The organism is Alteromonas sp. ABM1_013, assembly GCF_056160505.1.
Genome location: NZ_JBSWXH010000002.1, coordinates 696,874 through 719,510 on the forward strand (window position 1 = coordinate 696,874; position 22,637 = coordinate 719,510).

General features: G+C 44.0%; 20 protein-coding genes. 6 read left to right on the top strand and 14 right to left on the bottom strand.

The window, feature by feature from the left end:
* Positions 1-63 precede the first annotated feature (63 nt).
* Together ACXAGK_RS07600 and ACXAGK_RS07605 are read right to left on the bottom strand one after the other, a co-directional pair.
* On the bottom strand, positions 64-1,008 hold the full coding sequence (locus ACXAGK_RS07600) for a LysR family transcriptional regulator (RefSeq protein ID WP_474855372.1): 945 nt from the start codon (positions 1,006-1,008) through the stop codon (positions 64-66).
* A 282-nt stretch (positions 1,009-1,290) separates the two neighbouring features.
* Entirely contained in the window at positions 1,291-2,886 is a 1,596-nt protein-coding gene (locus ACXAGK_RS07605; RefSeq protein WP_474805656.1) for an isocitrate lyase, read from the bottom strand.
* A gap of 654 nt (positions 2,887-3,540) precedes the next feature.
* On the opposite strand from ACXAGK_RS07605, the gene ACXAGK_RS07610 reads away from it, so the two are divergent.
* From ACXAGK_RS07610 to glsB, 3 genes are all read left to right on the top strand, one after another.
* Positions 3,541-4,500 carry a chemotaxis protein CheV gene (locus ACXAGK_RS07610; protein ID WP_474855375.1) on the top strand — a complete coding sequence of 320 codons (960 nt, stop codon included), beginning with the start codon at positions 3,541-3,543 and terminating at the stop codon, positions 4,498-4,500.
* A 236-nt stretch (positions 4,501-4,736) separates the two neighbouring features.
* A complete protein-coding gene (locus ACXAGK_RS07615; RefSeq protein ID WP_474855377.1) occupies positions 4,737-6,215 on the top strand; it encodes an alkaline phosphatase in 1,479 nt (492 codons plus the stop codon).
* Positions 6,216-6,389: 174 nt separating this feature from the next.
* Positions 6,390-7,298, top strand: a complete 909-nt coding sequence (glsB, locus tag ACXAGK_RS07620) for a glutaminase B (RefSeq protein WP_474855379.1) — start codon at positions 6,390-6,392, stop codon at positions 7,296-7,298.
* Here the strand turns inward: glsB and ACXAGK_RS07625 are convergent.
* The 12 genes from ACXAGK_RS07625 to ACXAGK_RS07680 form a co-directional block, all read right to left on the bottom strand.
* A complete protein-coding gene (locus tag ACXAGK_RS07625) occupies positions 7,295-8,731 on the bottom strand; it encodes a lipocalin-like domain-containing protein (protein WP_474855381.1) in 1,437 nt (478 codons plus the stop codon). The genes glsB and ACXAGK_RS07625 overlap by 4 nt on opposite strands.
* The gene (locus ACXAGK_RS07630) at positions 8,728-11,724 is read right to left on the bottom strand and encodes an ABC transporter permease (RefSeq protein ID WP_474855383.1); all 2,997 of its coding nucleotides are present in this window, start codon (positions 11,722-11,724) and stop codon (positions 8,728-8,730) included. The genes ACXAGK_RS07625 and ACXAGK_RS07630 overlap by 4 nt, the downstream gene beginning before the upstream one ends.
* A 48-nt stretch (positions 11,725-11,772) precedes the next feature.
* Positions 11,773-12,534: an ABC transporter ATP-binding protein gene (locus ACXAGK_RS07635; protein WP_474855385.1), complete on the bottom strand. Its 762-nt coding sequence runs from the start codon at positions 12,532-12,534 to the stop codon at positions 11,773-11,775.
* A 306-nt stretch (positions 12,535-12,840) separates the two neighbouring features.
* Entirely contained in the window at positions 12,841-13,542 is a 702-nt protein-coding gene (locus tag ACXAGK_RS07640) for a VC0807 family protein (protein WP_025255943.1), read from the bottom strand.
* Between the two features lie 46 nt (positions 13,543-13,588).
* Positions 13,589-14,128: a rhomboid family intramembrane serine protease gene (locus tag ACXAGK_RS07645; RefSeq protein ID WP_269917431.1), complete on the bottom strand. Its 540-nt coding sequence runs from the start codon at positions 14,126-14,128 to the stop codon at positions 13,589-13,591.
* A gap of 20 nt (positions 14,129-14,148) precedes the next feature.
* Positions 14,149-15,315, bottom strand: coding sequence for a glutathionylspermidine synthase family protein (locus tag ACXAGK_RS07650; protein WP_474855388.1), 1,167 nt, complete (start codon positions 15,313-15,315; stop codon positions 14,149-14,151).
* Positions 15,316-15,317: 2 nt separating this feature from the next.
* Complete coding sequence (locus tag ACXAGK_RS07655) at positions 15,318-15,986, bottom strand: DUF1190 family protein (RefSeq protein ID WP_474855390.1); 669 nt, start codon at positions 15,984-15,986, stop codon at positions 15,318-15,320.
* A 10-nt stretch (positions 15,987-15,996) separates the two neighbouring features.
* The gene (locus ACXAGK_RS07660; protein WP_474855392.1) at positions 15,997-16,413 is read right to left on the bottom strand and encodes a DUF350 domain-containing protein; all 417 of its coding nucleotides are present in this window, start codon (positions 16,411-16,413) and stop codon (positions 15,997-15,999) included.
* 15 nt (positions 16,414-16,428) lie between these two features.
* Complete coding sequence (locus ACXAGK_RS07665) at positions 16,429-17,073, bottom strand: YjfK family protein (RefSeq protein WP_214996261.1); 645 nt, start codon at positions 17,071-17,073, stop codon at positions 16,429-16,431.
* A gap of 11 nt (positions 17,074-17,084) precedes the next feature.
* Positions 17,085-18,140, bottom strand: coding sequence for a potassium channel family protein (locus ACXAGK_RS07670; RefSeq protein WP_474855394.1), 1,056 nt, complete (start codon positions 18,138-18,140; stop codon positions 17,085-17,087).
* Positions 18,141-18,287: 147 nt separating this feature from the next.
* Positions 18,288-18,968: a PspA/IM30 family protein gene (locus ACXAGK_RS07675; protein WP_118493215.1), complete on the bottom strand. Its 681-nt coding sequence runs from the start codon at positions 18,966-18,968 to the stop codon at positions 18,288-18,290.
* A 24-nt stretch (positions 18,969-18,992) separates the two neighbouring features.
* Complete coding sequence (locus ACXAGK_RS07680; RefSeq protein ID WP_118493217.1) at positions 18,993-19,382, bottom strand: DUF2170 family protein; 390 nt, start codon at positions 19,380-19,382, stop codon at positions 18,993-18,995.
* Positions 19,383-19,674: 292 nt separating this feature from the next.
* Here ACXAGK_RS07680 and ACXAGK_RS07685 point away from each other — a divergent pair, with 292 nt between their 5' ends.
* The 3 genes from ACXAGK_RS07685 to tgt all read left to right on the top strand — a co-directional run bounded on the left by ACXAGK_RS07685 (position 19,675) and on the right by tgt (position 22,613).
* Complete coding sequence (locus ACXAGK_RS07685) at positions 19,675-19,959, top strand: DUF6471 domain-containing protein (protein WP_474805674.1); 285 nt, start codon at positions 19,675-19,677, stop codon at positions 19,957-19,959.
* A gap of 322 nt (positions 19,960-20,281) precedes the next feature.
* The gene (queA, locus tag ACXAGK_RS07690; protein ID WP_474855396.1) at positions 20,282-21,328 is read left to right on the top strand and encodes a tRNA preQ1(34) S-adenosylmethionine ribosyltransferase-isomerase QueA; all 1,047 of its coding nucleotides are present in this window, start codon (positions 20,282-20,284) and stop codon (positions 21,326-21,328) included.
* Between the two features lie 172 nt (positions 21,329-21,500).
* Positions 21,501-22,613, top strand: coding sequence for a tRNA guanosine(34) transglycosylase Tgt (gene tgt / locus ACXAGK_RS07695; protein ID WP_474855397.1), 1,113 nt, complete (start codon positions 21,501-21,503; stop codon positions 22,611-22,613).
* The last annotated feature ends 24 nt before the right edge of the window (positions 22,614-22,637 follow it).

Genomic DNA, 22,637 nt, shown 5'->3' on the forward strand with positions numbered 1-22,637 from the left:
AGTGTGTATAGAGATAGTTTTTTAATTTATGGTTTGTATTTTTGCCATATACTTTGTGAATGTTTAGCCCGCGTTCATTTCGCTGGCAACGTCGCTGATTAATCGACGCAACCAAATATGGCCTGCGTCGTGGTGAAGTAGAGCACTCCACGCCATTTTTAGCGCAATAGGTGGTATGTCAAAAGGCGGTTCTTTAATCACTACATCTGGGTCGTGTTTAAACAAACGCGCAGCTTTACTTGGCAAGGTAGCAATAAGCTTTTGCTTTTTGGCAATCTGAAGTGCCGCATGATAATGACGAGTAAATACGCGTATAGCCCGCTGTTTGCCAATTTTCGTGAGCTCTGCGTCTACCCACCCCAACTTTTGAACTTCATTCGGGTCAATACCTACGCCCACACCAAAACCCGTTTTACTCACCCATATATGCTGGGCACTCAAGTAGCCTTCAAGGTTGCATTTTTCTTTAAGCGGATGGTCCGCACTCATTACGCAGCTGAAGGTGTCATACCAAATAACTTTTTGGTGAAACGACAAAGGTAGTTCATCGAACCGGTTGATCGCCATATCCACTTTACCTTGCTCTACATCGTGGAAAGTCACATCACTCGGCGTAATAAGGTCAAGGGTAATATTGGGCGCTAAATCGGCCAGTCTTCCAACTAATTCGAGCAACAGAGTACTTTCTGCATAGTCACTGGTCATAATGCGAAAAGTTCTGTCACTGGTTAACGGATCGAAATCAGTTTCGGGTTGAATAGAGCTTTCTAATCGGCTAAGTACATCGCGAATAATAGGTTGCAGCTCGAGGGCACGCTTAGTAGGAGTCATTCCATCGCTGGTTCGCACTAAAAGCGGATCTTTAAACAGATCGCGAAGGCGTTTTAAGCCGTTGCTCATTGCTGGCTGAGTAATACTTAGCTGGTTTGCAGCTTTTGTAACACTGCCTTCGCGCAACAGCACATCTAAATAAACCAATAAATTCAGGTCGACCTTCGCTATATTCATTATTCTAATGCTCTTATTAAACCTAATTAAACATGCCTATTATAAAGCTTTTTTATTCGATTGTCAGATAAGCGTTTGGTCTTAAATTTTTCATATCTTCATTCGTAACTTATTGAAAGTTATTGAGTATATGGATTGGCTATGGGGAGGGAGGAAATATGGCTTCTTTTATTTTTTCTAGAAAGTATAAATTAAATGAATGGGGTGCATAAAAAAGGGCACCCGAAGGTGCCCTGTAGGAAAGGTTGGGATGCTTTCCGTTTAACTCATTGCCTGTTCGCGTTATACGTCGAACTGATTCATGGTGTTATCTTCACCAGACGCTTTAAGTGCACCTTCACCTGAGAAATACTCTTTGTGCGTATCACCTAGGTCAGAACCAGCCATTGCTTGGTGCTTAACGCACGCCAGGCCTTGACGAATTTCTTGACGCTGAACACCGCGTACATAAGCAAGCATGCCTTCTTCACCGAAGTAACCTTTTGCAAGGTTGTCCGTAGACAGCGCCGCAGTGTGGTAAGTCGGTAGCGTGATAAGGTGGTGGAAGATACCCGCTTCTCGTGCTGCATCAGCTTGGAAGCTCTTGATCTTCTCGTCCGCCGCTGCTGCAAGTTCGCTGTCGTCATAGTCAGCAGACATAAGTTTCGCGCGGTCATAACCAGAAACGTCTTTACCTTCTTCTGTCCAAGCATCGAATACTTGCTGACGGAAGTTAAGCGTCCAGTTGAATGATGGAGAGTTGTTGTAAACTAGCTTTGCGTTTGGAACTTGCTCGCGAATAGCGTTAACCATTTCAGCAATTTGACCAACGTGCGGCTTTTCAGTCTCAATCCAAAGTAGATCAGCGCCGTGTTTAAGTGACGTTACACAGTCAAGTACTACACGGTCAAAACCAGTGTTGTCTTTAAAGCGGAACAAGCCGTTTGGTAAGCGCTCAGGCTTAACAAGTTTGCCACCTTGTTTAAGAACTAGGTCACCTTCAGTTAGGTCGTCTGCGCCTGCAACTTCAGTCGTTTTAAGGAATGCATTGTACTGTGCAGCCAAGTCGCCTTCTGATGTAGATACTGGGATCTTTTGAGTAAGACCAGCGCCTAGTGAGTCAGTACGCGCAACGATAACACCTTCATCTACACCTAGCTCAAGAAATGCATAGCGTACCGCGTTGATTTTCGCTAGGAAGTCTTCGTGTGGCACGGTTACTTTACCATCTTGGTGACCACATTGTTTTGCGTCTGATACTTGGTTTTCGATTTGGATACAGCATGCACCCGCTTCAATCATTTGCTTTGCAAGTAGGTAAGTTGCTTCTTCGTTACCGAAGCCCGCGTCGATATCAGCGATAATTGGAACTACGTGAGTTTCGTAGTTATCGATTTCAGCTTGAATTGCAGCAACATCGCCACCGTTTTTCTTTGCGTCGTCTAGTTTATGGAAAAGGTCACCCAGTTCACGTGCGTCAGCTTGACGAAGGAAAGTGTATAGCTCTTCGATAAGTGCAGACACTGACGTTTTTTCGTGCATTGACTGGTCAGGTAGAGGACCAAACTCAGAGCGAAGTGCTGCTACCATCCAACCTGAAAGGTACAGGTAGCTTTTATTAGTTGTGCCTTGATGCTTTTTAACTGAAAGCATTTTCTGTTGGCCTACAAAACCGTGCCAGCAGCCTAGAGACTGTGTGTACTGAGACGAATCTGCGTCGTATTCAGCCATGTCTTTGCGCATGATGCTTGCAGTATAGCGAGCAATATCTAAACCTGTTTTAAAACGGTTTTGAACCTTCATGCGTGCAGCGAATTCTGGGTTGATACCTTCCCAAGTTCCTTTTTGTGCTGCCTTTAATGTGGCGAAGTTATCAATGTCTTGTTGATATTGCGACATGAGCGTCTCTCCCGACTGTAATTAAAATTCTTAACGTTGTTTGTGTTCACGCTGTAGGGCGTTCCCGTTGATTCCATTTCATCCTAGTGCCGGAATTCGAATAAGAGAAATATATATTTTGCATTGCGGTCATTGATTTTGTGAATGTTGTTCTGGTGCCGCTATGCCACCAAACTTTCCATCAAATTGGAAAACGATTATCTAACACTTAAATATTACGGAGATAGCGAACTTAGTCGTTCATCTCTAAAAAGGCATAGAGGGGCCTTACAAAAAACGTGCGCGAAAGTAATTAGAAGAGGCATATTTAAGGTTGTTGGCCTATATTTAAGCTACCTTATTGTTAATAGCGATACCTCGCCATCGTATTCCTGGACGCCCATCGCGCTTTAACGTATTGGATAAAGTTGTCAGGAGAAGACGCTAATGCATGTAAATAAAAGCTCACTAGAGGTGTGGTCGCTGAAAAGAGTGCCTTACCTATAAGGTATTAATTATGCAGTTTTTTTCAGCTGTCTATTAGCTAAAAGGGGAATAGCTTTGTAATGATGGTCGGGGTAACTTTAGCGGTAAGTTATTGTAGCTAGGCTAAATTCATATGACGGTATTAAGTTAGCTATAGGTCTTTGATTGTAAAATGAATAAGTGGGCGTTATGAGTAACAGTGTATTGTCGTCGGTTGATCAGAGAACCAAGCTTGTAGGGGAAAACAGGCTTGAGCTTTTGATGTTTCAGCTTGGAACTCGTCACATTTTTGCCATGAATGTCTTTAAAATTAAAGAAGTTATCAATGTACCCAAGCTTAACGTTATGCCTGGTTCCCATAATAATCTAAAAGGCGTAATGAATTACCGCGGTAGCTCTATTCCAATTATAGACTTACGTCAGGCGATAAAAATGCGCGGAGCAGCCACAGAAGCCACAGCTAAAAACGTAATTATCACCGAATACAATAGAAGCGTGCAGGGCTTTATTATTGGCGAAGTTAAAAATATTGTGAATACCTCTTGGGGGACGATACAACCGCCGCCAAGTGGCATTGGTAAATCTAACTATTTAACCGCCATAACTCAGGTGAATGTTGAGGGTAAACAAGAGCTGGTTGAGATAATAGATGTTGAAAAAGTACTCGCGGAAATCATCGATTACGATACGTCAATTTCTGAAGAAGTGTTAGATCAAGATATCGTCAATCACTTTCTAGGTAAGAAAGTGTTAATTGTTGATGATTCCAGCACGGCAAGAAAACAAATAAAAGATACCTTAGAACAGCTAGGCATCAGCATTATTGAACGAAAGAACGGCGCAGAGGCGTTGGCGCTACTAAAACAGTGGGCTGATGAAGGTAAGAACCCGACCGATGAAATATTGCTTATGTTCACTGACGCAGAAATGCCAGAAATGGACGGTTATCGGCTCACCTCAGAAGTGCGTAACGACCCACGTATGAGTGATCTGTTCATAGCCCTTAACACCTCATTAAGCGGTAGCTTTAACGATGCCATGGTTGAAAAAGTAGGTTGTAATAGATTTATCTCTAAATTTCAGCCCGATATGCTTGTAGACGTGGCGCAGCAGCGCATGCGTGAATACCTTGCTGCTCAAAGCAAATAGTCTTTCCTTTCTTAAATATTCTTCAAACAGACGAGGTGGCTAAAACGGTCATCTCACCACAAGCTTATTTTATCCAAAAGCTTTGAGCATATTGCCTGCCTGATTTACACTATTACCTCTTATCGCTTTGCTAATACCTTTATGATCACCAAAGAATCATTCGCGATAATATCGATTTTGCAGTAACTGCGGCTAATAACGTCAGCAGGTATCTTTACTTACTCAGGGAAGTTTAAATGATTAAACAATTTGTTCGCACATCATTGCTAAGTTGTGCGTCTATTGCTGTTCTTGCGAGCTGTGGTATCACTGAATCAAAGACAGAGTCAGCAAACGTAAACAGTAGCCAAATTAAAGGTGTGCCGAAAAATATCATTATGGTTGTTGCCGACGGTATGGGGCCTGCCTACACTACCGCTTATCGCAATTATGTAGACGATCCGTCAACACCGGAAGTAGAGACGGTTGTATTTGATGACATTTTAGTAGGCAATGCGTCGACTTACCCCGCTCGTGTATCGGGTTATGTTACCGATTCAGCCGCTGCCGCAACAGCACTTGCTACCGGCGTGAAGTCATACAACGGTGCAATAGGTGTAGATGTTAATAAGCAGCCAGTAAACTCTGTTATGTACCATGCTAAGAGTAAAGGCATGCGTACTGGTTTGGCGGTTACATCTCAAATTGTTCACGCAACACCAGCGTCATACATAGCGCATAACGAAAGCCGTAAGAACTACAACGAAATTGCTGAAGACTTCTTTGATGTGCGTGCAAACGGCGAGTTTGTGGCAGACGTAATGCTAGGTGGTGGCACCTCTTACTTTGAACGTGAAGACAGAGATATTTTGGCGCAGTTCATTGATGAGGGCTACGAATATGCCGATTCATATAACCGCTTGGCGTCAGTACCAGCAGGAAGTAATGTACTTGGTTTGTTTGCTCCTGTGGCGCTGCCTGCAGTGCTGGATGATAAGCGTAAAAACCGTCTTGAGTACTTAACTCAACATGCTATCAAGCACTTAGAAAACGATAACGGCTTTTTCCTTTTAGTTGAAGCAAGCCAAGTAGATTGGGCGGGTCACGCAAATGATATAGCTTCTGCTATGGCTGAAATGCATGACTTGGCGCTAACCATGGAATATCTGCGCGATTATGTTAAAGCTAACCCGGACACACTGGTCGTACTAACTGCTGACCATAGTACCGGCGGTTTAACTATTGGTGCAAATGGCGACTACCGCTGGAGCCCTGAACATCTTAAGTCAATGTCAGCGTCGGTAATGACGATAGCGCTTAATATGGCTAATGAAGAAAACCCTGGCGAGTATGTGGCGCAAAAGCTTGGGCTATCGTTAAGCGAAGAAGAACTAGCTACGTTAAATAGTGTATCGAATCAAGATGATAAAACGCGCTTTATGGCGGTGAAAACCTTCCTAGATACGAAAACGAATACAGGATGGACTACAGGCGGCCATACCGGTGTAGATGTTGAAGTGTTTGCTTTTGGCGCTGGCTATCAGTCGTTTATGGGTCAAATTGACAATACCGATATTGCTAAAACCATTTTCAACTTTATTGATAAAAAACAGCCAATAAAAATCGATAATGACGCAAATGAAGTATCAAAAAAGGTATCTACCAATATTGAGCTTACGTCAGACGAAGATGATGACGGCTTATGCGACTTTAAAGAAGACTGGCGCTGCAACTAAACGTCGGGATAGGTGGACGTAATAAGGCTTTTCTATCAAAGCCTATTATTAGGGCAACACATAGACAATAGAGCTTAAAATAAAAGCGCCGGCGTTTTTTAACAGGCGCTTTTCTTTTATTAATGAAAAAAGATATTTGCAAAAAAGAGGTCAAACGAGACAATGGAAAGCGAAATGCTATCGTTACTGCAGGATATTTATGACGAAGTCGAGCCTATGCTTGGCATGGGTAAAGTCGCGGACTATATCCCGGCGTTAGCCACTGTTAATCCTCGTCAGTTTGGTATTTCTATTTGTGATATCAATGGGAACATTACGTCTATTGGTGACGCTAGCGTACCCTTTTCAATACAAAGCATCTCAAAAGTTTTCAACCTGGTTTTGTCCATCAATCACTACGGTGAAACCATGTGGGAGCGGGTGGGGTGTGAGCCATCTGGGCTGCCGTTCAACTCTTTGGTGCAGTTAGAATACGAACATGGTATTCCGCGCAACCCTTTTATTAATGCCGGTGCACTGGTAGTAAGTGACATGGTGCAATCGCGATTTGCATCACCTTTTATTGCCATGAGAGATTTTGTAAGACGCTTAAGCTGCAATGGGGAGATCGTCGTTAATAAAGAAGTTGCCGATTCGGAATTTGAACACCGTTCTCGTAACGCAGCAATGGCGTATTTAATGAAAGCCTACGGCAATTTTGAAAACGACGTGGAAGATGTGCTTCGCAATTACTTTCATAACTGCGCATTAGAAATGAGCTGTGAAGATTTAGCGCGTTCGACAAGCTTCCTTGCTAACGCGGGCTTCTCAACCTGCGCAAATGAGCAGGTATTAACGCCTTACCAAACAAAGCAAGTGAACGCATTGCTTGCAACCAGCGGCATGTATGACGAAGCGGGCAGCTTTGCTTTTAAAGTCGGATTGCCGGGTAAAAGTGGGGTAGGCGGCGGTATTGTTGCTGTGGTACCTGGTCGATTCACTATTTGCGTATTTTCGCCAGCACTTAACAGTGTGGGCAACTCGCAGCTAGGCGTGGCGGCGCTAACTTCGCTAAGTGAACGGATAAACTGGTCTATTTATTAATATCCCGTCAATTCCATGAAGCCGCTCCCTGAGTGGGAGCCTTCTACTTCAACTCGTCCCTCATAGTAGGGAAATAAACTGTTATTCCACTGATTTTCTTTAAACGCGCTAACGGAGACATCGATGTTTTTTGTCGGTAACTGTATGCGCCAAGCTGTGGGAACGGAACGGACTGAGCTGCCTTGTTCACCTTCTACTTTGCTTTCTACTTGAATTGGCTCATAGCCTGTTGGCGCAATAGATAGGCTGTCTTGCATGATGGTCTCTTTCATTCCATCTTTACTTATGAAGCTGGCCGTTGTGAATACTTCCCCGTTTTGAGTTTTACTTTTTTCTTCGCTCTCAGTATTCGTATGCATTCGAAACGCCATAAGTTTGCTTCCGTCGTTTAAATGCAGCGAGAACCAGTCCCACCCCAGCGCTTCGCTGTTGGCCAAGTGGCTCGTCCATTCGTGATCAAACCAACCTTTACCTTCAACTTTTATATTATTGCCCTCTATGTTTAAAGTGCCCTTTGCATCAATAAATGGCTGGCTGTAATAGTAAGAGCGAAGCCGTTCGTCTTGCGTCTTTATGCTATAGCCATTATCGCCTTGCTTTATAAAAGGGCCCGACGAGTCTAAGTTAAGCGCAACCTTAATGGCTTTATTCATTAAAACTACGTCATTATTTAACTGTGTATCTGCAGGTGAAGCTCTATCAACAGCACCATTTTGAGCTTCATCGTTTCTAGGTAGCGCACTTTCAGGAGGTTTGGAGCTTGCATTAGACGGCTGATTTGAATCGCGCGTATGTTGTTTACCAAAAGCAAAGGTTAACGTGGAGGGAAACATAGCTTTGCTTTCTACTTTGGCTGCGGCTTCCGACATTGGTTGTGCTGCCTTCCAAACCCAATCATCTATGACCGTAGTGAAGGGGCTTTGTTTTACGTATGCGTTACCTACGCCGCCACTCGCAAATCGCTCTTCAAAATAATGATGATTTAGGGTGTGTAGTGAGGCGTGCCCCATCCATTGCTGTCCGTTAGCCCAACTTCGCACGACTGGTTTATCAGTACTCATATTGGCGGCCGTATCGGTATTGAATCGAAAAAGCGTATATTGCAAGCCGAATTCCTGACCGTTCTCGCCACTTAATACGAAGGTTAAGTACCACCATTCTAATTGGAAGTCGGGATGGCTTTTATGATCTTCAGGAAGCTCAACATACGTGTTTCGTTCTACTGAAGTAAAGGCATCGCTCGATTGCATCTCGCCAAAGAAACCACGAGGTGTCGAGGCTCTTGTCGACGCGCTGCTTTCATTTTGCTCATCTGTATTCGAACTGTGATTACAAGCAGACAATAATGTGCAAATGAATATAAGCAGTAAACAGCTTATTTTGCTTAAAGGCCAAGGGTTATAGCAGCTATTGCGATTTAATTTATACGTCATAACTGCACTTCCTGTCTTAAATCAATTTTGGGTTTGAGTTTTCCTAAAGGTAATAAAAGCACCAGTGAAACGATAAGCAGAGAAAGGCCCACACTAGAAAGAATGACGTTTACTTCAATTGAAAGAGGGTAAACCCAGTTAAAGGCGTATCGGTTGACTAAATTTATAAAGACGTAGGCTAAGTAAATGCCAAAGGGAATGGCGAGCAATGCTGAAACAAAGCAAAGTAGCAGGTACTGCATAAATAACGATGCTTTAACTTTAAGCTGGCTAACCCCAAGTGCCCTTAGCACAGACAGTTGTGGTGAACTGCCTATTGTCAACACGGTAAGAGACACCGCGAAGGCAATGCCTGCAACGAGCAAGGTCGTAATATTCAGGCCGTCGGTCAACACAAAGGTGCGGTCAAACGTATCCAAGGAGGTATTTAGAAGCGATTGCCTACTATACAGGGTTATATTGGCTTCACCTCCAAGGCGAGCTTTTAGCTGTTGCTCAAGTCGATCTTTTGTGAAGGTAACATCGCGACCCGCTGTTGTACCCTGGCTGTCGTTTGGCTTGGGGTATATAGCCAGTACGCCGGAAAATAAGTTGTTTCTCACTGTAATGTTGTTTTGGTTGAATAGAGGGAGGGACGCTAATATCTGCCCATTAAGATTGCCATAATCAGGGTATATTCCAAGCACTTTCCATTCAGGTCGCGTTGAGAAAATACTTGTATTTGAAGGCCTGCTTGGCAAGTTGTTGGCAGAACTGGCTTTCGCCCCCTCAGCTTGAACGGTTGTTGGGTTTGTGGATAGGGTAACGTTCGAACTACTTCCACTTATCCCTTTGCGAAATCTTATATTAGCTATATTTAGCGTGTCGCCTAATTCAGCATTAAGCGCGAAGGCTAATTGCTGATTAATAAATACCCCTTTCCCTTCTTTGAACCCACGCCAAGCTGCATTATGGTCGTTGTTTATTACGCTATCGAGGACCAGACCCTCTTTACCATTTTTATGAACAGGGTAACTGCTAATAGAAACGTAAGTTGGCGTGGGGGCTGTTACTTCACTTATTTTTTCTGTGCCATTTGAACTTAATACGTCACCGTCAGCTTTTAGCAAAGGCGTCACGGCCAGCGGTGGTAGTGAATTGGCTGACAGTGATTCTACGTTACTGAGTGGCGCGTCGGTATAAAGGTAGAAAGGCGCGTAAAGTCTTTGTTCTAACCATTGCTCGGTCGCGCTTCTGAAGCTGTCGGTCATGGTATTCATACCGATATTAGCCGTTAACGCGATGAAAAACGCACAAACAGCAAGGCGTGTTTTACTCGACAGTAAATGCATATTAGCAATCACGTAATGAAATACTGGCCATTGTCTTGGCACAAACGAAGTGAGTAGCTTTGCTACTATAGGTAGCCACAAAAGCACAAGTCCACAGCTGGTGAGTAATAACAACGCTACAAAGAAAAGTGCAGATGCCGTAGAGGTAACAAAGGCTTCAGCAATAAATAGAAAAACCAAGGCAGCTGATGATACAAACCCTATAGCCCATTGCCGCATGATTTTCTCTTTGGCAGGGCGCACCGTTAATGCATTTGAAAGCTTAACTATAGAAGCTAAGGCGAATACGACTAATGACGTAAAAGTCGTTATTAACGTGAATCCGAAAATAAAAAGCAGGTTGACGTCAGGGGTAATAAATACGGCGTTAAACAAAGATGTAAAGGTACCGCTTATTACCGGTGATAGCCAAGATGCGGCTTGAAAACCTATGAAGATGCCAATTGGTATACTTATTAGGCAGTAAACCAGCAGTTCAGTAAAGAGCGCGCCACTTAATACACGCTTAGATATGCCAAGTTGGCGAAGCCGTATAACGTTGGGTAGCCGTGTACGGTACATTAAGTTTAGCGCGTTCAGCACTATGAAAAGTGAAACCACGCCCATAAGCGCGCTCATTGCCCATAGATTCAATCTAAAGCTATCTGGCAACGAGCCAGTATCATTGCCGCTGTCGTTACTTGATTGTTTAACCGCTACCCCAAGTAATGCTTCTATTGTCTCAAGGTCTTGTTCGGAAAGCGGCGAGAGAGCTACTAGGCCAGCGAGCGGTACAAAACTTTTTTGCTGCGCTGAAATATCATTAGCGCCAGGCTCGGTATTATCTTTGCTGAGGGGATTGTCTTTACTATCTTTACTGTAAGAAGGGCTTATTCCTCCTTTGTAAAAGTCATCAATAGAGACCAAAATCGTATCTTGCGGCACAAGACTACTTACATAAGCGTTAACCGTTGCAGGCCATTGCGGGGGATGCATCGAAGCTTTATGGTTCTTATTTAGCGTATTGTGACAGCTTAGTTTGGCATTTGTAACAGGGTGAAGCAGCCCGTTTACTGAAAATGTGTCCGTAGAATTAGCACGTAATATTCGAGCAGCAGAAGCTTGCTTACTTTCTCCAGCTCTCAAAGAAAGAGACGACAGCGAAGTGCTTTTGTCAGTAGCTCGAAAGGTACTTCCTAGAAGAGGCTGGGTATCAACGCCAAGCAACGTGAGGGTAATTGGTGTTGCTTCCTTATCACTACATGAAAGGGTAATGCTGCGTTCAGATATAGCAATAAGCTGGGTAAAGCCGTGCCTGCGAAGGTTGGCATAATCTTCCTTCGTGAAGCCTTCACGAGTAAAGTGCTCATGTGTGGTCTGTTCTTGTACAGAGCGCTCATGATCAGATCGCTCGTGTGAGTACTCTTGTGTAACGCTGCCTTGCGAGTATTTACCTTGTTCAAGCTGTGTTCTGCTGCCTACAGGAGTAATGATACTGCCGGTAAAAAGGCCTCGCTTTGACTGCAATAGTTCACCCTGTGTTGCGCCCTCGTTTATCAGTAAAACGGTAACCAGCCCGGCATTGGCCAAAACTATAGCAACCATAATGAGCAAGGGTTCCCACGGTCTATGCCTTGCCATAGCAAGAAGACTAGAGATACTCAGCAGTAATGTGCGTAGCAAAGCAGCTTCTCACTCTTTAACGACGTGTTTGTAAAAAGATTCATATTGCTAAATATCTTCACCATTACGGTCCTTTGCGTAAATTGGTGGTGAAACTGTGCCATTTATTACATTTGCAGACTCTATGCTTCCAAGCCTGACATCTTCTAATACGCCTTTATGCAGTCGCAAAACAGAATCCGCTTTTATCGCAACGTCTTGACTGTGGGTAACGACAACAAGGGAGGTATTGGCTTGTTTACAGGTATCAAAGAGTAAGTCAGATACGGTTTCGCTGGTGGTCTCGTCTAAATTGCCGGTGGGCTCGTCGGCTAAAACAAGCGAGGGGCGATGTACTAATGCTCGGGCTATGGCACAGCGCTGCTGTTCACCTCCTGACAATTGGCTTAGCAGCTTTTGCGCTAAGGGTAATATTCCAAGCTGTTCCATTAATGCTAATTGATAGTTTTTATCAAAATTACCTTTTAGCCTTGCGGTAAACGCGATGTTATCCCATACATTAAAGCAGTCGAACAGGTTAAAGCTTTGAAATACAATGCCCAAATGCTGTTTACGGAAATTATCAACGTCTCTAGTCTGAGTGTTATTGCCTTGGTTGCTAGCACTAGCAATTGCTAACCCATTTACCGCAATGTCTCCGCTATCTGGGGTCTCAAACCCAGCAATGAGCGATAGCAAAGTCGATTTGCCACACCCAGAGGCACCCTGTATGCTCACCGATTCGCCCGAGTTCACCGACAGATTAAGGTTGTTTATAAGCGGGGCTCCCGCCTTTGAGAACGATTTTTTTAACTCTTTTATTGTCAGCATAGGTCGGCGTTTTGGTCTAAAGATGTTGTTTTAAGCATGGCTTAAAACAAAAGCTATGGGGACTGGTATAAAATCCAACATGCCCTGATGGAACGGGGTATTTTTATTATTGAAAGTATACGTAAGACCTGCGCATTTTGGTTAAAAAGCGATGAGGAAATTCCAAGTGCGAATGCGCTATAGAAATTTAGGGTGTCTTGCGTGTTTCCTGAGTGTGGGATATCTAAAGTCAGTGATGCTTGAATATGCTACAGGGCAGAAGTATTTCGGATTTAAAAAGGGGCGTTAAGCCCCTTCGCGAGTTCTTTACTGGTTGATGAAGTTATCGAGTTCTTCGCCAGTGATTTTCTTGATTTGTGCAAATAAATACCAAAGCGCGGCAATTAGCAAAATCATACTTGGGATCACAATGACTGGATAGCTAAGTGCAGTCATTCGGCCAAGCTCTTCAGTGTATGCCGTTGTGCCCGGCTCACTAACCAATATCATTTTTGCCAAAATATAATTAAGCGCCGAGGAGAGGAAAAACGAGCTCGCGACAATATAAGAGCTTACCGCCACCTTCTTCTTAAACTCTGGCTGCTTTCCCTTGGCATCTAATACCTGATTGAGATGAGGCCAGTTTATGATCTGGTCGTTAAGAATAAGCATTTTGACCAAGGGTTTGTTCGTGTACTGGGTCACTAACACCGCTATACCGATAATGCCCGGAATGGCCGCTTCTTTAATTGCAATGTACTCTGCTGGCAGTTTAAGCAAGCTAAACCCACCGGTCAGTAACACGCTGATAATCCCAAGAATAGAAAAGCCATTTACCTTTCCTGATTCTTTTAGGTCCCATAGGCCGTAACCAATAGGGAAGCTAAGTGCGGCTACAATACTCCATGCTGGCCCTAGGTAATCTTCTGAACTTGCATAGCTCATCAATACCACAGGAATAACAATGTTAAACGCAAGGTTACCGAAAAAGCCTTGATTCTTTTGAGTAGGTTCTTGTACTGCTGACATATCTTTTATTAACGTCTTATCTTAAGACTAATTATACGGAAAGTAATTAGCGTGCCCAGTGCCATGCGGCAAATAAGCCGCCAATAAAGCCAAACAGATGATATTCAAAGGAAATAAATTTTGATGTAGGAAGTACACCAACCAGCATTCCTCCGTACAGCGCCGCAACTACAAGTGAAATTAGCAAATATCGTACTTTATTACTTCTAAAACCTGCTAACACGAGAAAGCCAAAATAGCCATATACCATGCCGCTTGCGCCTATATGCGTAGCGGTTCTGCCGAACAGCCATACACCTAAGCCACCTATCAGCAATGCGCTTAAAGTAGCAATAAGAAATGTGCGCTTTCCCCATTGCATAGTAAGCCACATAAATAGCAAAAGGGGGACTAGGTTTGCCATTAAGTGCGTCGGCGTTCCGTGAAGAAAAGGTGCAGTAAATATATAAGGCAAACTTGATAGCGTGCGGGGCACCACACCAAACTGATTAAGTGCATTACCAGTGAGTAAGTTAGCTACTTCTATTACGATTAATAGTGCACCTAACGTCAGCAGAACGCGAATTTGAAATGAAAGCGGCTTCATATCCAGGCCCCTTAAATAGATTACAAAATAATATGGGGAAGGTAGCGAGAAAGGTCCTGTGTGATCGCTGAGGTATCTTCTCTTACCGAAATACCCGCTGGCATGTCATCTACCAACCAACTACCTATAAGCGTATGATTACCTTCAAAAACGGGCAATGGTTCAAAAGCTTGAACAATAAAACCTTCTTCACCATAAGGTCCATCACTTAAAACGTTCTCAACACCACCTTCGATAATTGATACGTTGGCTCCCTCTCTAGAAAAGAGGGGCTTTTTAATCCACTTGCCGGACAAACTATTTGCATTTTTTTCGTCTGAAAAATAAGCGGGAAGAAGGTTAGGGTGGCCTTCAAATTTCTTCCATAGCTGAGGAAGCAAGGCTTTATTGGAAATTACCGATTTCCATGGGGGCTCTATCCAGTTAACCTGGGCATCTTCTAACACGTCGCCAAACTCTTCGCGCAGCATAAATTCCCAAGGGTAAAGCTTAAAACAATCAGTTATAGGGGCATCTTGAAGGTCAGTAAAAACGCCAGTGTCTGCTAATCCAATATCTTCGATGAACACAAAGTCAGCCATAAGCCCAGCTTCTTTAGCGCAGTCTTGAAGGTATTGCACGGTTCCGCGGTCTTCTACTGTATCTTTACAGCACGCCATATGCAGTTGATTTATGTTGTAGTGCAATGCTATTTCACGAAAGCGATGGACTAACTTCTCTTGCAAGCTGTTAAACTGATCGGCATGCAGAGCAAGTTTGCCTGCATCGACACTTTGCGAAAGCCACAGCCACTGCCAAAAGCCGGATTCATACAGGCTGGTGGGCGTATCTGCATTATTCTCAAGAAGTTTTGCCGGCCCTTTACCGCTGTAAACAAGGTCAAGGCGAGAGTACAAACTTGGGTCTCTTTCGTTCCAGCTATTACGAACTAAATCCCAATGCTGCTCGGGGATGCAAAAGCGAGTAAGTAATTCCTCACTATTAACCACATCTTCGGTAACCGCCAAACACATTTGATGTAACTCGGCAGTGGGGTCTTCAATGTCGTTTTCAATTTGTGCGAGTGTGAATTGGTAGTAGGCACTTTCATCCCAGTACGGTTCGCCGTACATGGTGTGAAAATGGAAACCAAACTCATTGGCCAACTGCTGCCAGCCCTTGCGAGGCTGGCAAGGCATTCTAAACATAGTTATCCGCCCCAGCCGCCTTTACGGCTGCTGCTACCCCAAGACGATTTTGCTCGAACACTGCTGCCAAACCCGCCTCGTTTCATGGTGCGGTTCACGGTAGGCTTAGGTTTGTATACACTTTTATTTACACGGTAATTTCTTTTTCGAATATCGCCGTCGAACACATAGCCGTCTGCAGTTATCCAGCGTGAACGAAATGGTGAATTGTATGAATAGGAAGTATATAAGGGTTGCGAGTAGTAGCGATTTGGCGATAGCAGAGAACTCACCATGTAGCCAGCCATGAATGGCATAAAAAAGCTGCCGCTACTATTGTTCACATATTGGCACTGATTAGGGCCAAATTCATGTTCGCAGTCGTACTCAGAGCTAAAGCGCGGACTGGTGCGCATAGCCTCGTCGACCGCTGTCTGGTAGGCAGCTTCACAACGCTCTACTGCATCAGGAAAATCCTGTTTACAGTCTTCTAGCGAGGTGTAAATGGTGGCGTCCTCTTTTTCACCGCCACAACCACTAAGGATGACGCTAGCCACGCCTAACGCTAGAGGCTTAAGGTTAAAACCTTTGCGCATACTGTCAAGGTTGATGTGCTTGGTGCGCTTCATAACAGGTCGCTCACTTTGCTGGTTATCAACAATTTGACGTTCTAGGTTACTTTTATCTGTCATCGCTGCCCCCTTAATAGGTCATGCAAGCGGCATTGAGTAGGCCTACGGCAATAGACATGCTGGCAAGCATTACACCCGCAGAAACTTCGTTATTGTTTATGCGCTCAGCGATTTTCGGCATAAAGCTGAAACGCAAAATGGCAAACGCTAGGGATTGGGCAATCACAGCAACAAGCGCCCAAATAGCAAAATCCACCACAGCAACAGAGTTTGAAGCCGCGCTACCAAGTGCTATAGCAAATCCAATAATAGCGCCACCAAAGCCGATGGCTGCTGCAACATTCTTTTCTTCTTTTACCAACTTCCATTCATCGTGAGGTGTAACCAAGGCGTACACCAATTTGAAGATAAACAAGAAAACAATCGATAGGCCGAAGTACATCGCAAAGTTATCCAGGCCGGCCAAAGAGTGCATAATGGTGTCCATAGTTATTCCTTTTTTTTAACCGTTTATCGTGATGTCCGCAGGCTCAACATCGAAGCCTGTAGAAATCACTAAGCATCTATCTAAATTATTACCTACTTGCTTTTCTTCACCAACAACAAGCAAGGTCTCAACTCTATCGTTACTGATAGGGCGTTCGTATAACATCATAAACTGATCTGTTTTACTGACATCACCGTCTTCTTCATAGGTTGTTTCGGTAACCGCAACAGGTGGCGATTCGTCGCCCACCGCACCCCACACGCGGGTATAGACCTTACCCTCAAGCTCGTAGGTAGGCTGACTGATTACGCTCTTTAAACATTCGTTCCACTGAGCTGTATTGCCAATGGTTTTAGTTTCATAAAAGTGCCAAAGTTTCACGTCAGTAATGTGGTTTTCTGATAGACCACCGTCGGTTACCACCTGTAGAAAGCCATCATCGTCAGTGTAAAAACGAAGCAGGGTGCCGCCAGTATCCAAAGGGGCTTCACCTACCGCTTGAATTAACTGCGAACGTGCTGCGCCTTCAATGGTTAACTCGGGCTCTAGTAGGGAAAGTTTTAAGTTATCTAATTCGAAAGAACCACCTAAATAAAGCCCCATTATTTCTGGCGACTTAGGTTTTTTAGGCTCTGATTTTTTAAATAGTTTACTAAACATGTTTACGCCTCTTAATCAGCGTCCAGTGACGACCAGTTTATTGCATTAATGCGTCGCTCAGCGATGTAAAACAAGGTGTCACCTGGGTTTAACGTAGCGTCTAACGGCGGGTTTACCACCATTTCTTTCACAAGGCCATTGGGTGCATAACCAATAAAGATAGCGTCGTGTTTACGCTTTAAATTGATAAATAACTTGGCAACGGAAATCGCTTGGCAACTTTGCGGTATTTTTACTGAAAATTGGGCTTGCCCTTCATCAATACTTAGCAAATCGTGATGAAGCATACTTGAACCAGGATCGAATGCAGCTTTAACCAGCATTTCTATTGCAACACTGGGTGTGCATTCCACTTTAGGGCAGTGGTCCTGAAGCAAATTAACTAAGCTGTCATCGTCGAAATAAGCCACTTGATGTGCATCGGGGTTGCGCTTGGTACAATAAAGCGCAGTAGTCATGGTGACATCATCCTGCGGGTTATCAATAAGAATGGTTTTCGCAGTGGATACACAAGCGCGGTCCATATCTTCGTCTTTGTTGAACGAATCGACTTTTATAAATTCAATGACGCCAGGCATGGGGTTGGAAATATCAGCTTTTACGCAAAGTACAATGTCAGGACGTTCAGACATTGCATCTCGTTCTTGAAGAATCAAGTCAAGCAGCATCATGGTGCGCTGCTCATTCCACCCAATCACCAAGATATGTTCATTAAGCATCAAGCTATTCATACCCAATAATCCTTTCTTCCACGTTAAAGAAACCCAAGCTGCAATTCGGCCAATCACCATGGCGAAAATACTTAAACCAAGGGGGATAACATAAAGCGCAACAACTAATTTTCCCGCTGGTGTGACGGGTGACAGATCGCCATAACCTACCGTTGAAGCAGTAACCGCTAACCAGTAGACAAAATCGGTTTTAGCAATTAAGTCGTGTTCGCCTGCAGCAAAAAGAAGCCAATAGCTTGTTACTGCGTAAAACGCGGTCGCACCGACAATCGTGTACCAGCGAGACTCTGCAAAGTATTGCAGCATGATTTTTCGCAGTTTAATCCATGGAGACATAAAACAAACAGCCCTTGTTATGCGTGCCCTTACTCTGCCTTGAAGTACTTGATTTGTCTAGATTAGGTCGTTGTTATCTGGCGATTAATGCAAGGAATTCTTGTTACAATAATTAAAAATGGGAGCGCTTGGCTCCCATCCTTTAACTTACTTGCCTAGAATTCGAGCTAGCTCGTCATCGGCTGAGGTTTTACCCCCTTTGATGCCCGCTTCTGCTAGGCGTTTTTCTAGGTCGCTGCTCGACTCCTCACTAGCTAGTTCCTCGGCTGCTTGAAGTTCCGCATTGCGCATCTTTTGCTTATCCTGAATGCGAGACAAAGACTCAGTCGCTGTCTTCATTTTGCTGTTCGCGCCCATGTGGCGTGAAGATACTGCAACCTGCGCTTTTTGAACACTTTCAGTAGCTTTGACCATATCCACTTGCTGCTCTAAGCGGCGCAAGTTCGCTTTAGCTTGCTGAATATTATTAGCCAACTGCTTTTCAGACTGTTTGAACTGATCAAGGTAGGTTTGTTCTTGCTCACGTTCTTCTTTCAACTCTGACACTTTCTGTGCACAGTCAAGAGCAAGCTGACGATCATTATCTATCGCTTTACGCGCATGCTCTTCATACTCGGCTATTGACGAGTTGAAGCTATCGACTTTTTGTTGAGAAAGTTTACATTTCGCCAAAATCTGCGTGCGCGCATGATCAGACTTACGTAGTTCTTCTTTGGCTTCTCTGATTTCTTGTTCCAAAATTCGAATCGCCTGACTGTCTGCAACAGACTGCGCAGCTTCGGTAGCACCACCTTTTACTGCAGTAATTAGTTTTTTCCACACTGACATTCGCTTCTCCTTAAGAAGTAAATTTTAGTTAAGGTGTGTTTCGTAGGCATCTAAGAAAGATGCAACATTTTGAAACAAGGTTTCCACTTCAATAACAATACTTTCGGCTTTCGACTGGGCACTTAGTGCACCAAAGGCGGTGTAATATTCTTCGCCACCAATATTTGAAATACCTACGGTGGTAAGAGGAAACACCATGTGAGTAGACAGTATTTCATGGTCAAGCGCAGGCTTATCTTTTACTTCCGACGCGGCGAACAAGAGACTTTCTACCAAAATTTGCTCACCGCTAATTGCAAGCCATGCATCAATGCCGTCTTGATTAGCAATAAGTAAGCAGTTTTCCTCATGTGTTACCACAAAGTCATCGTGCTCTTTAAATAAGGCTTCGATGCTTTCCAGTTCCCAGCTCATACCTTTCTCCTTTAGTTATTAAAGCGATAATGTTGAAAACGAATGTCGTATGCGTGGTGCTTTGTAACGCATTGCTTAGCTTAAAACCGTGTTGAAACACAAAACCTAAAACCTAGCATTACCGAAAGAACAACCGCAGTTACTGTAACGACTATTTACGTCTTCGCCAATATCTTGACTTGCAGTGTAGACCTATTGTGCCATAATCGTCAACAATAAATGCATGCTATAAGTGTAAAAAAGTGTGTTTTTGTAAATTATATGTCACATTTGTATGGTTTTGGGAGGCTGTGTGAACACAGGAAATACGCAGAGTGCAAAGAGTGCATGGCGACAAACGGTTGCAAGAGTCGTGAAATCTGAAATGTCTGTGCGCGGCGTAAAATATCAAGCGCTAAGCCAAAGACTTGAAGAAATAGGTGTGGATCAAAGCGCTGACAACCTGAGGAATAAAGTGAATAAAGGTATTATGGGGGCCGATTTATTGCTTCAGATTTTATACGTGCTTAAAGCTCGACCTTTAGATGCTGCGCTTTTAGAAGAAATCTTAACTGATCTTAGTGTTTCGAAAGAGTAGAATAGGGCAGATAAAAAAGTACCCGGCACATGCCGGGTACGAACGATAAGGAATGTTATGGGAGAACATCATCACTATCTGGAGTAGATATTAATCGTTTAAGTATTTGCTCGCTAGCACTAAAGTCAACTTGTGTGTATTTTGAGCTATAAGTGGGTATGGATATCTATACTTATGGCTTGAGAGGTAGGATTTCTAAGACTTTGGTCGACATTGATTTCTGTGAAATTTCGCAACTTTAGTATGAATGCCTCCTCTTGAGAGTGTGTTAAACCATAAAGTAAGCAACATAAATTGCGTTTAAATTAAGAATCTATTATCTATGAAATTATCTGAATTCAGCTTTTCGCTTCCGGAAAGCCTAATTGCAAAATATCCCACCGAAAACCGTTCAGCCAGTCGCCTCTTGCAGCTGGACGGCAAATCGGGTGACGTTCGCCACAGTATGTTTGCTGATATGGTTGAACTTTTAGATGAAGGTGACTTGCTGGTTTTTAATAATACCCGAGTTATTCCCGCACGACTTTTAGGTAAAAAAGAAACGGGCGGTCAAGTTGAAGTGCTGATTGAACGCATTACCTCAGACAATACTGCCTTGGCGCATGTTCGCGCGAGCAAGGCACCCAAGCCAGGAACTAAGCTTATTCTTGAAGAGAAAGTAAATGTGACGGTGACAGGGCGAGACGATGCGCTATTTATTTTACAGTTTGACCACGATGAAACCGTACTAACGCTGCTGGAAGCGCATGGCCACATGCCGCTACCTCCTTATATTGACCGCCCAGACGAAAACTCGGACAAAGAGCGCTATCAAACTATTTATAATCAAAAGCCAGGCGCTGTTGCAGCACCTACAGCAGGGCTTCACTTTGACGACGCTATCTTAGAAGCGCTTAAAGAGAAGGGCGTGAATTTAGCTTTTGTAACCTTGCACGTGGGAGCGGGTACCTTCCAACCCGTGCGCGTTGACAATATTCTTGAGCACAAAATGCACGCAGAGTTTGCAGAAGTCCCCCAAGAAGTTGTTGACGCTGTGTTAGCTACAAAAGCTAATGGAAAGCGTGTTATCGCAGTGGGAACAACTTCTGTACGCTCTTTGGAGTCAGCGGCAAAAGCAAGTGCAGAACGCGGTGATAAAGAAATTATCGCGGCCTTCAATGAAGACACAGAAATCTTTATCTACCCGGGCTTTGAATTCAAAGTGGTAGACGCAATGTTTACTAACTTTCACCTTCCAGAATCCACATTAATGATGTTAATTAGTGCATTTGCCGGCAAAGACAACGTGATGAATGCCTACCAAGAAGCGATAGAAAAAGAATATCGATTCTTTAGCTATGGTGACTCTATGTTTATTGAGCGCGCCTAAGCACATTCGGCTACGATACAAGGCGTGTAAATCGGTGTTTTGCAGGCCTTTCCAGCTTAGTTACAGATAAACATAGATACGGGGCATGATCTCAGCCAAATTACTGGTATAATCGCCGCCAATTTATTTTTATACCCAGCGCAGAAGCGCACAAAAGTGGGAATGCTTTCACATGCAATTTGAGTTGTTAAAAACCGAAGGCCGAGCACGACGCGGTCGTTTGGTGTTTGAACGCGGTGTTGTTGAAACGCCAGCGTTCATGCCAGTAGGTACTTACGGTACTGTTAAGGGAATGACCCCTGAAGAATTAAAAGACAGCGGTGCACACATCTGTCTTGGGAATACCTTTCACCTAATGCTACGCCCTGGTACTGGCATTATTCGCCAGCACGGCGATCTGCACGACTTTATGAATTGGGACAAGCCGATCCTCACTGACTCGGGCGGCTTCCAGGTATTTAGTTTGGGTGACTTGCGTAAAATTACCGAAGAAGGCGTAACGTTCCGCTCTCCAATTAATGGCGAAAAGATTTTGCTTACGCCTGAAAAGTCGATGGAAGTTCAGCGCGATTTGGGTTCTGACATCGTAATGATTTTTGACGAGTGCACGCCGTATCCCGCCACTGAGCAAGAAGCGCGCGTTTCAATGGAAATGTCGCTACGTTGGGCCAAACGTAGTAAAGAAGCCCACGGCGATAACCCGGCGGCACTTTTTGGTATCATTCAAGGCGGTATGTACGAAGGTCTGCGTGATGTCTCACTTGCTGGTCTTGACGCTATTGGATTTGACGGCTATGCCATTGGCGGCCTTTCAGTAGGCGAGCCAAAAGAAGACATGATCCGCATTATCGACCACACAGCGCCAAAAATTCCAGAAGATAAGCCTCGCTATCTTATGGGCGTGGGCAAACCAGAAGATTTGGTTGAGTCTGTGCGTCGCGGTATCGATATGTTTGACTGTGTTATGCCTACGCGTAATGCGCGAAACGGTCACCTTTTTGTGACAGAAGGCGTTATCAAAATTCGCAACGCGAAGCACAGAAATGACACCTCACCATTAGATGAGAATTGCGATTGCTACACTTGTAAAAACTATTCTCGCTCTTATCTACATCATTTGGACAAGTGTAACGAAATACTGGGTGCGCGCTTAAACACCATCCATAACCTTCGTTACTATCAGCGTGTTATGCAGGGTCTTCGCGATGCGATCGACACGGGTACGCTTGATGAGTTTGTACAAGAATTTTATGAACAAAAAGGGTTGCCGGTTCCGGCACTATAACAACGATAATATTTGGGGAATTTT

Excerpts from the sequence above, each read along its gene's own strand:
- ACXAGK_RS07615 (WP_474855377.1), top strand. The coding sequence starts at position 4,737 with ATGATTAAACAATTTGTTCGCACATCATTGCTAAGTTGTGCGTCTATT.
- ACXAGK_RS07660 (WP_474855392.1), bottom strand. The coding sequence starts at position 16,413 with ATGGACACCATTATGCACTCTTTGGCCGGCCTGGATAACTTTGCGATG.
- ACXAGK_RS07625 (WP_474855381.1), bottom strand. The coding sequence starts at position 8,731 with ATGACGTATAAATTAAATCGCAATAGCTGCTATAACCCTTGGCCTTTA.
- queA (WP_474855396.1), top strand. The coding sequence starts at position 20,282 with ATGAAATTATCTGAATTCAGCTTTTCGCTTCCGGAAAGCCTAATTGCA.
- ACXAGK_RS07670 (WP_474855394.1), bottom strand. The coding sequence starts at position 18,140 with ATGTCTCCATGGATTAAACTGCGAAAAATCATGCTGCAATACTTTGCA.
- ACXAGK_RS07645 (WP_269917431.1), bottom strand. The coding sequence starts at position 14,128 with ATGAAGCCGCTTTCATTTCAAATTCGCGTTCTGCTGACGTTAGGTGCA.
- ACXAGK_RS07680 (WP_118493217.1), bottom strand. The coding sequence starts at position 19,382 with ATGAGCTGGGAACTGGAAAGCATCGAAGCCTTATTTAAAGAGCACGAT.
- ACXAGK_RS07665 (WP_214996261.1), bottom strand. The coding sequence starts at position 17,073 with ATGTTTAGTAAACTATTTAAAAAATCAGAGCCTAAAAAACCTAAGTCG.
- ACXAGK_RS07610 (WP_474855375.1), top strand. The coding sequence starts at position 3,541 with ATGAGTAACAGTGTATTGTCGTCGGTTGATCAGAGAACCAAGCTTGTA.
- ACXAGK_RS07650 (WP_474855388.1), bottom strand. The coding sequence starts at position 15,315 with ATGTTTAGAATGCCTTGCCAGCCTCGCAAGGGCTGGCAGCAGTTGGCC.
- ACXAGK_RS07600 (WP_474855372.1), bottom strand. The coding sequence starts at position 1,008 with ATGAATATAGCGAAGGTCGACCTGAATTTATTGGTTTATTTAGATGTG.
- ACXAGK_RS07655 (WP_474855390.1), bottom strand. The coding sequence starts at position 15,986 with ATGACAGATAAAAGTAACCTAGAACGTCAAATTGTTGATAACCAGCAA.
- ACXAGK_RS07675 (WP_118493215.1), bottom strand. The coding sequence starts at position 18,968 with ATGTCAGTGTGGAAAAAACTAATTACTGCAGTAAAAGGTGGTGCTACC.
- glsB (WP_474855379.1), top strand. The coding sequence starts at position 6,390 with ATGCTATCGTTACTGCAGGATATTTATGACGAAGTCGAGCCTATGCTT.
- ACXAGK_RS07640 (WP_025255943.1), bottom strand. The coding sequence starts at position 13,542 with ATGTCAGCAGTACAAGAACCTACTCAAAAGAATCAAGGCTTTTTCGGT.
- ACXAGK_RS07635 (WP_474855385.1), bottom strand. The coding sequence starts at position 12,534 with ATGCTGACAATAAAAGAGTTAAAAAAATCGTTCTCAAAGGCGGGAGCC.
- tgt (WP_474855397.1), top strand. The coding sequence starts at position 21,501 with ATGCAATTTGAGTTGTTAAAAACCGAAGGCCGAGCACGACGCGGTCGT.
- ACXAGK_RS07605 (WP_474805656.1), bottom strand. The coding sequence starts at position 2,886 with ATGTCGCAATATCAACAAGACATTGATAACTTCGCCACATTAAAGGCA.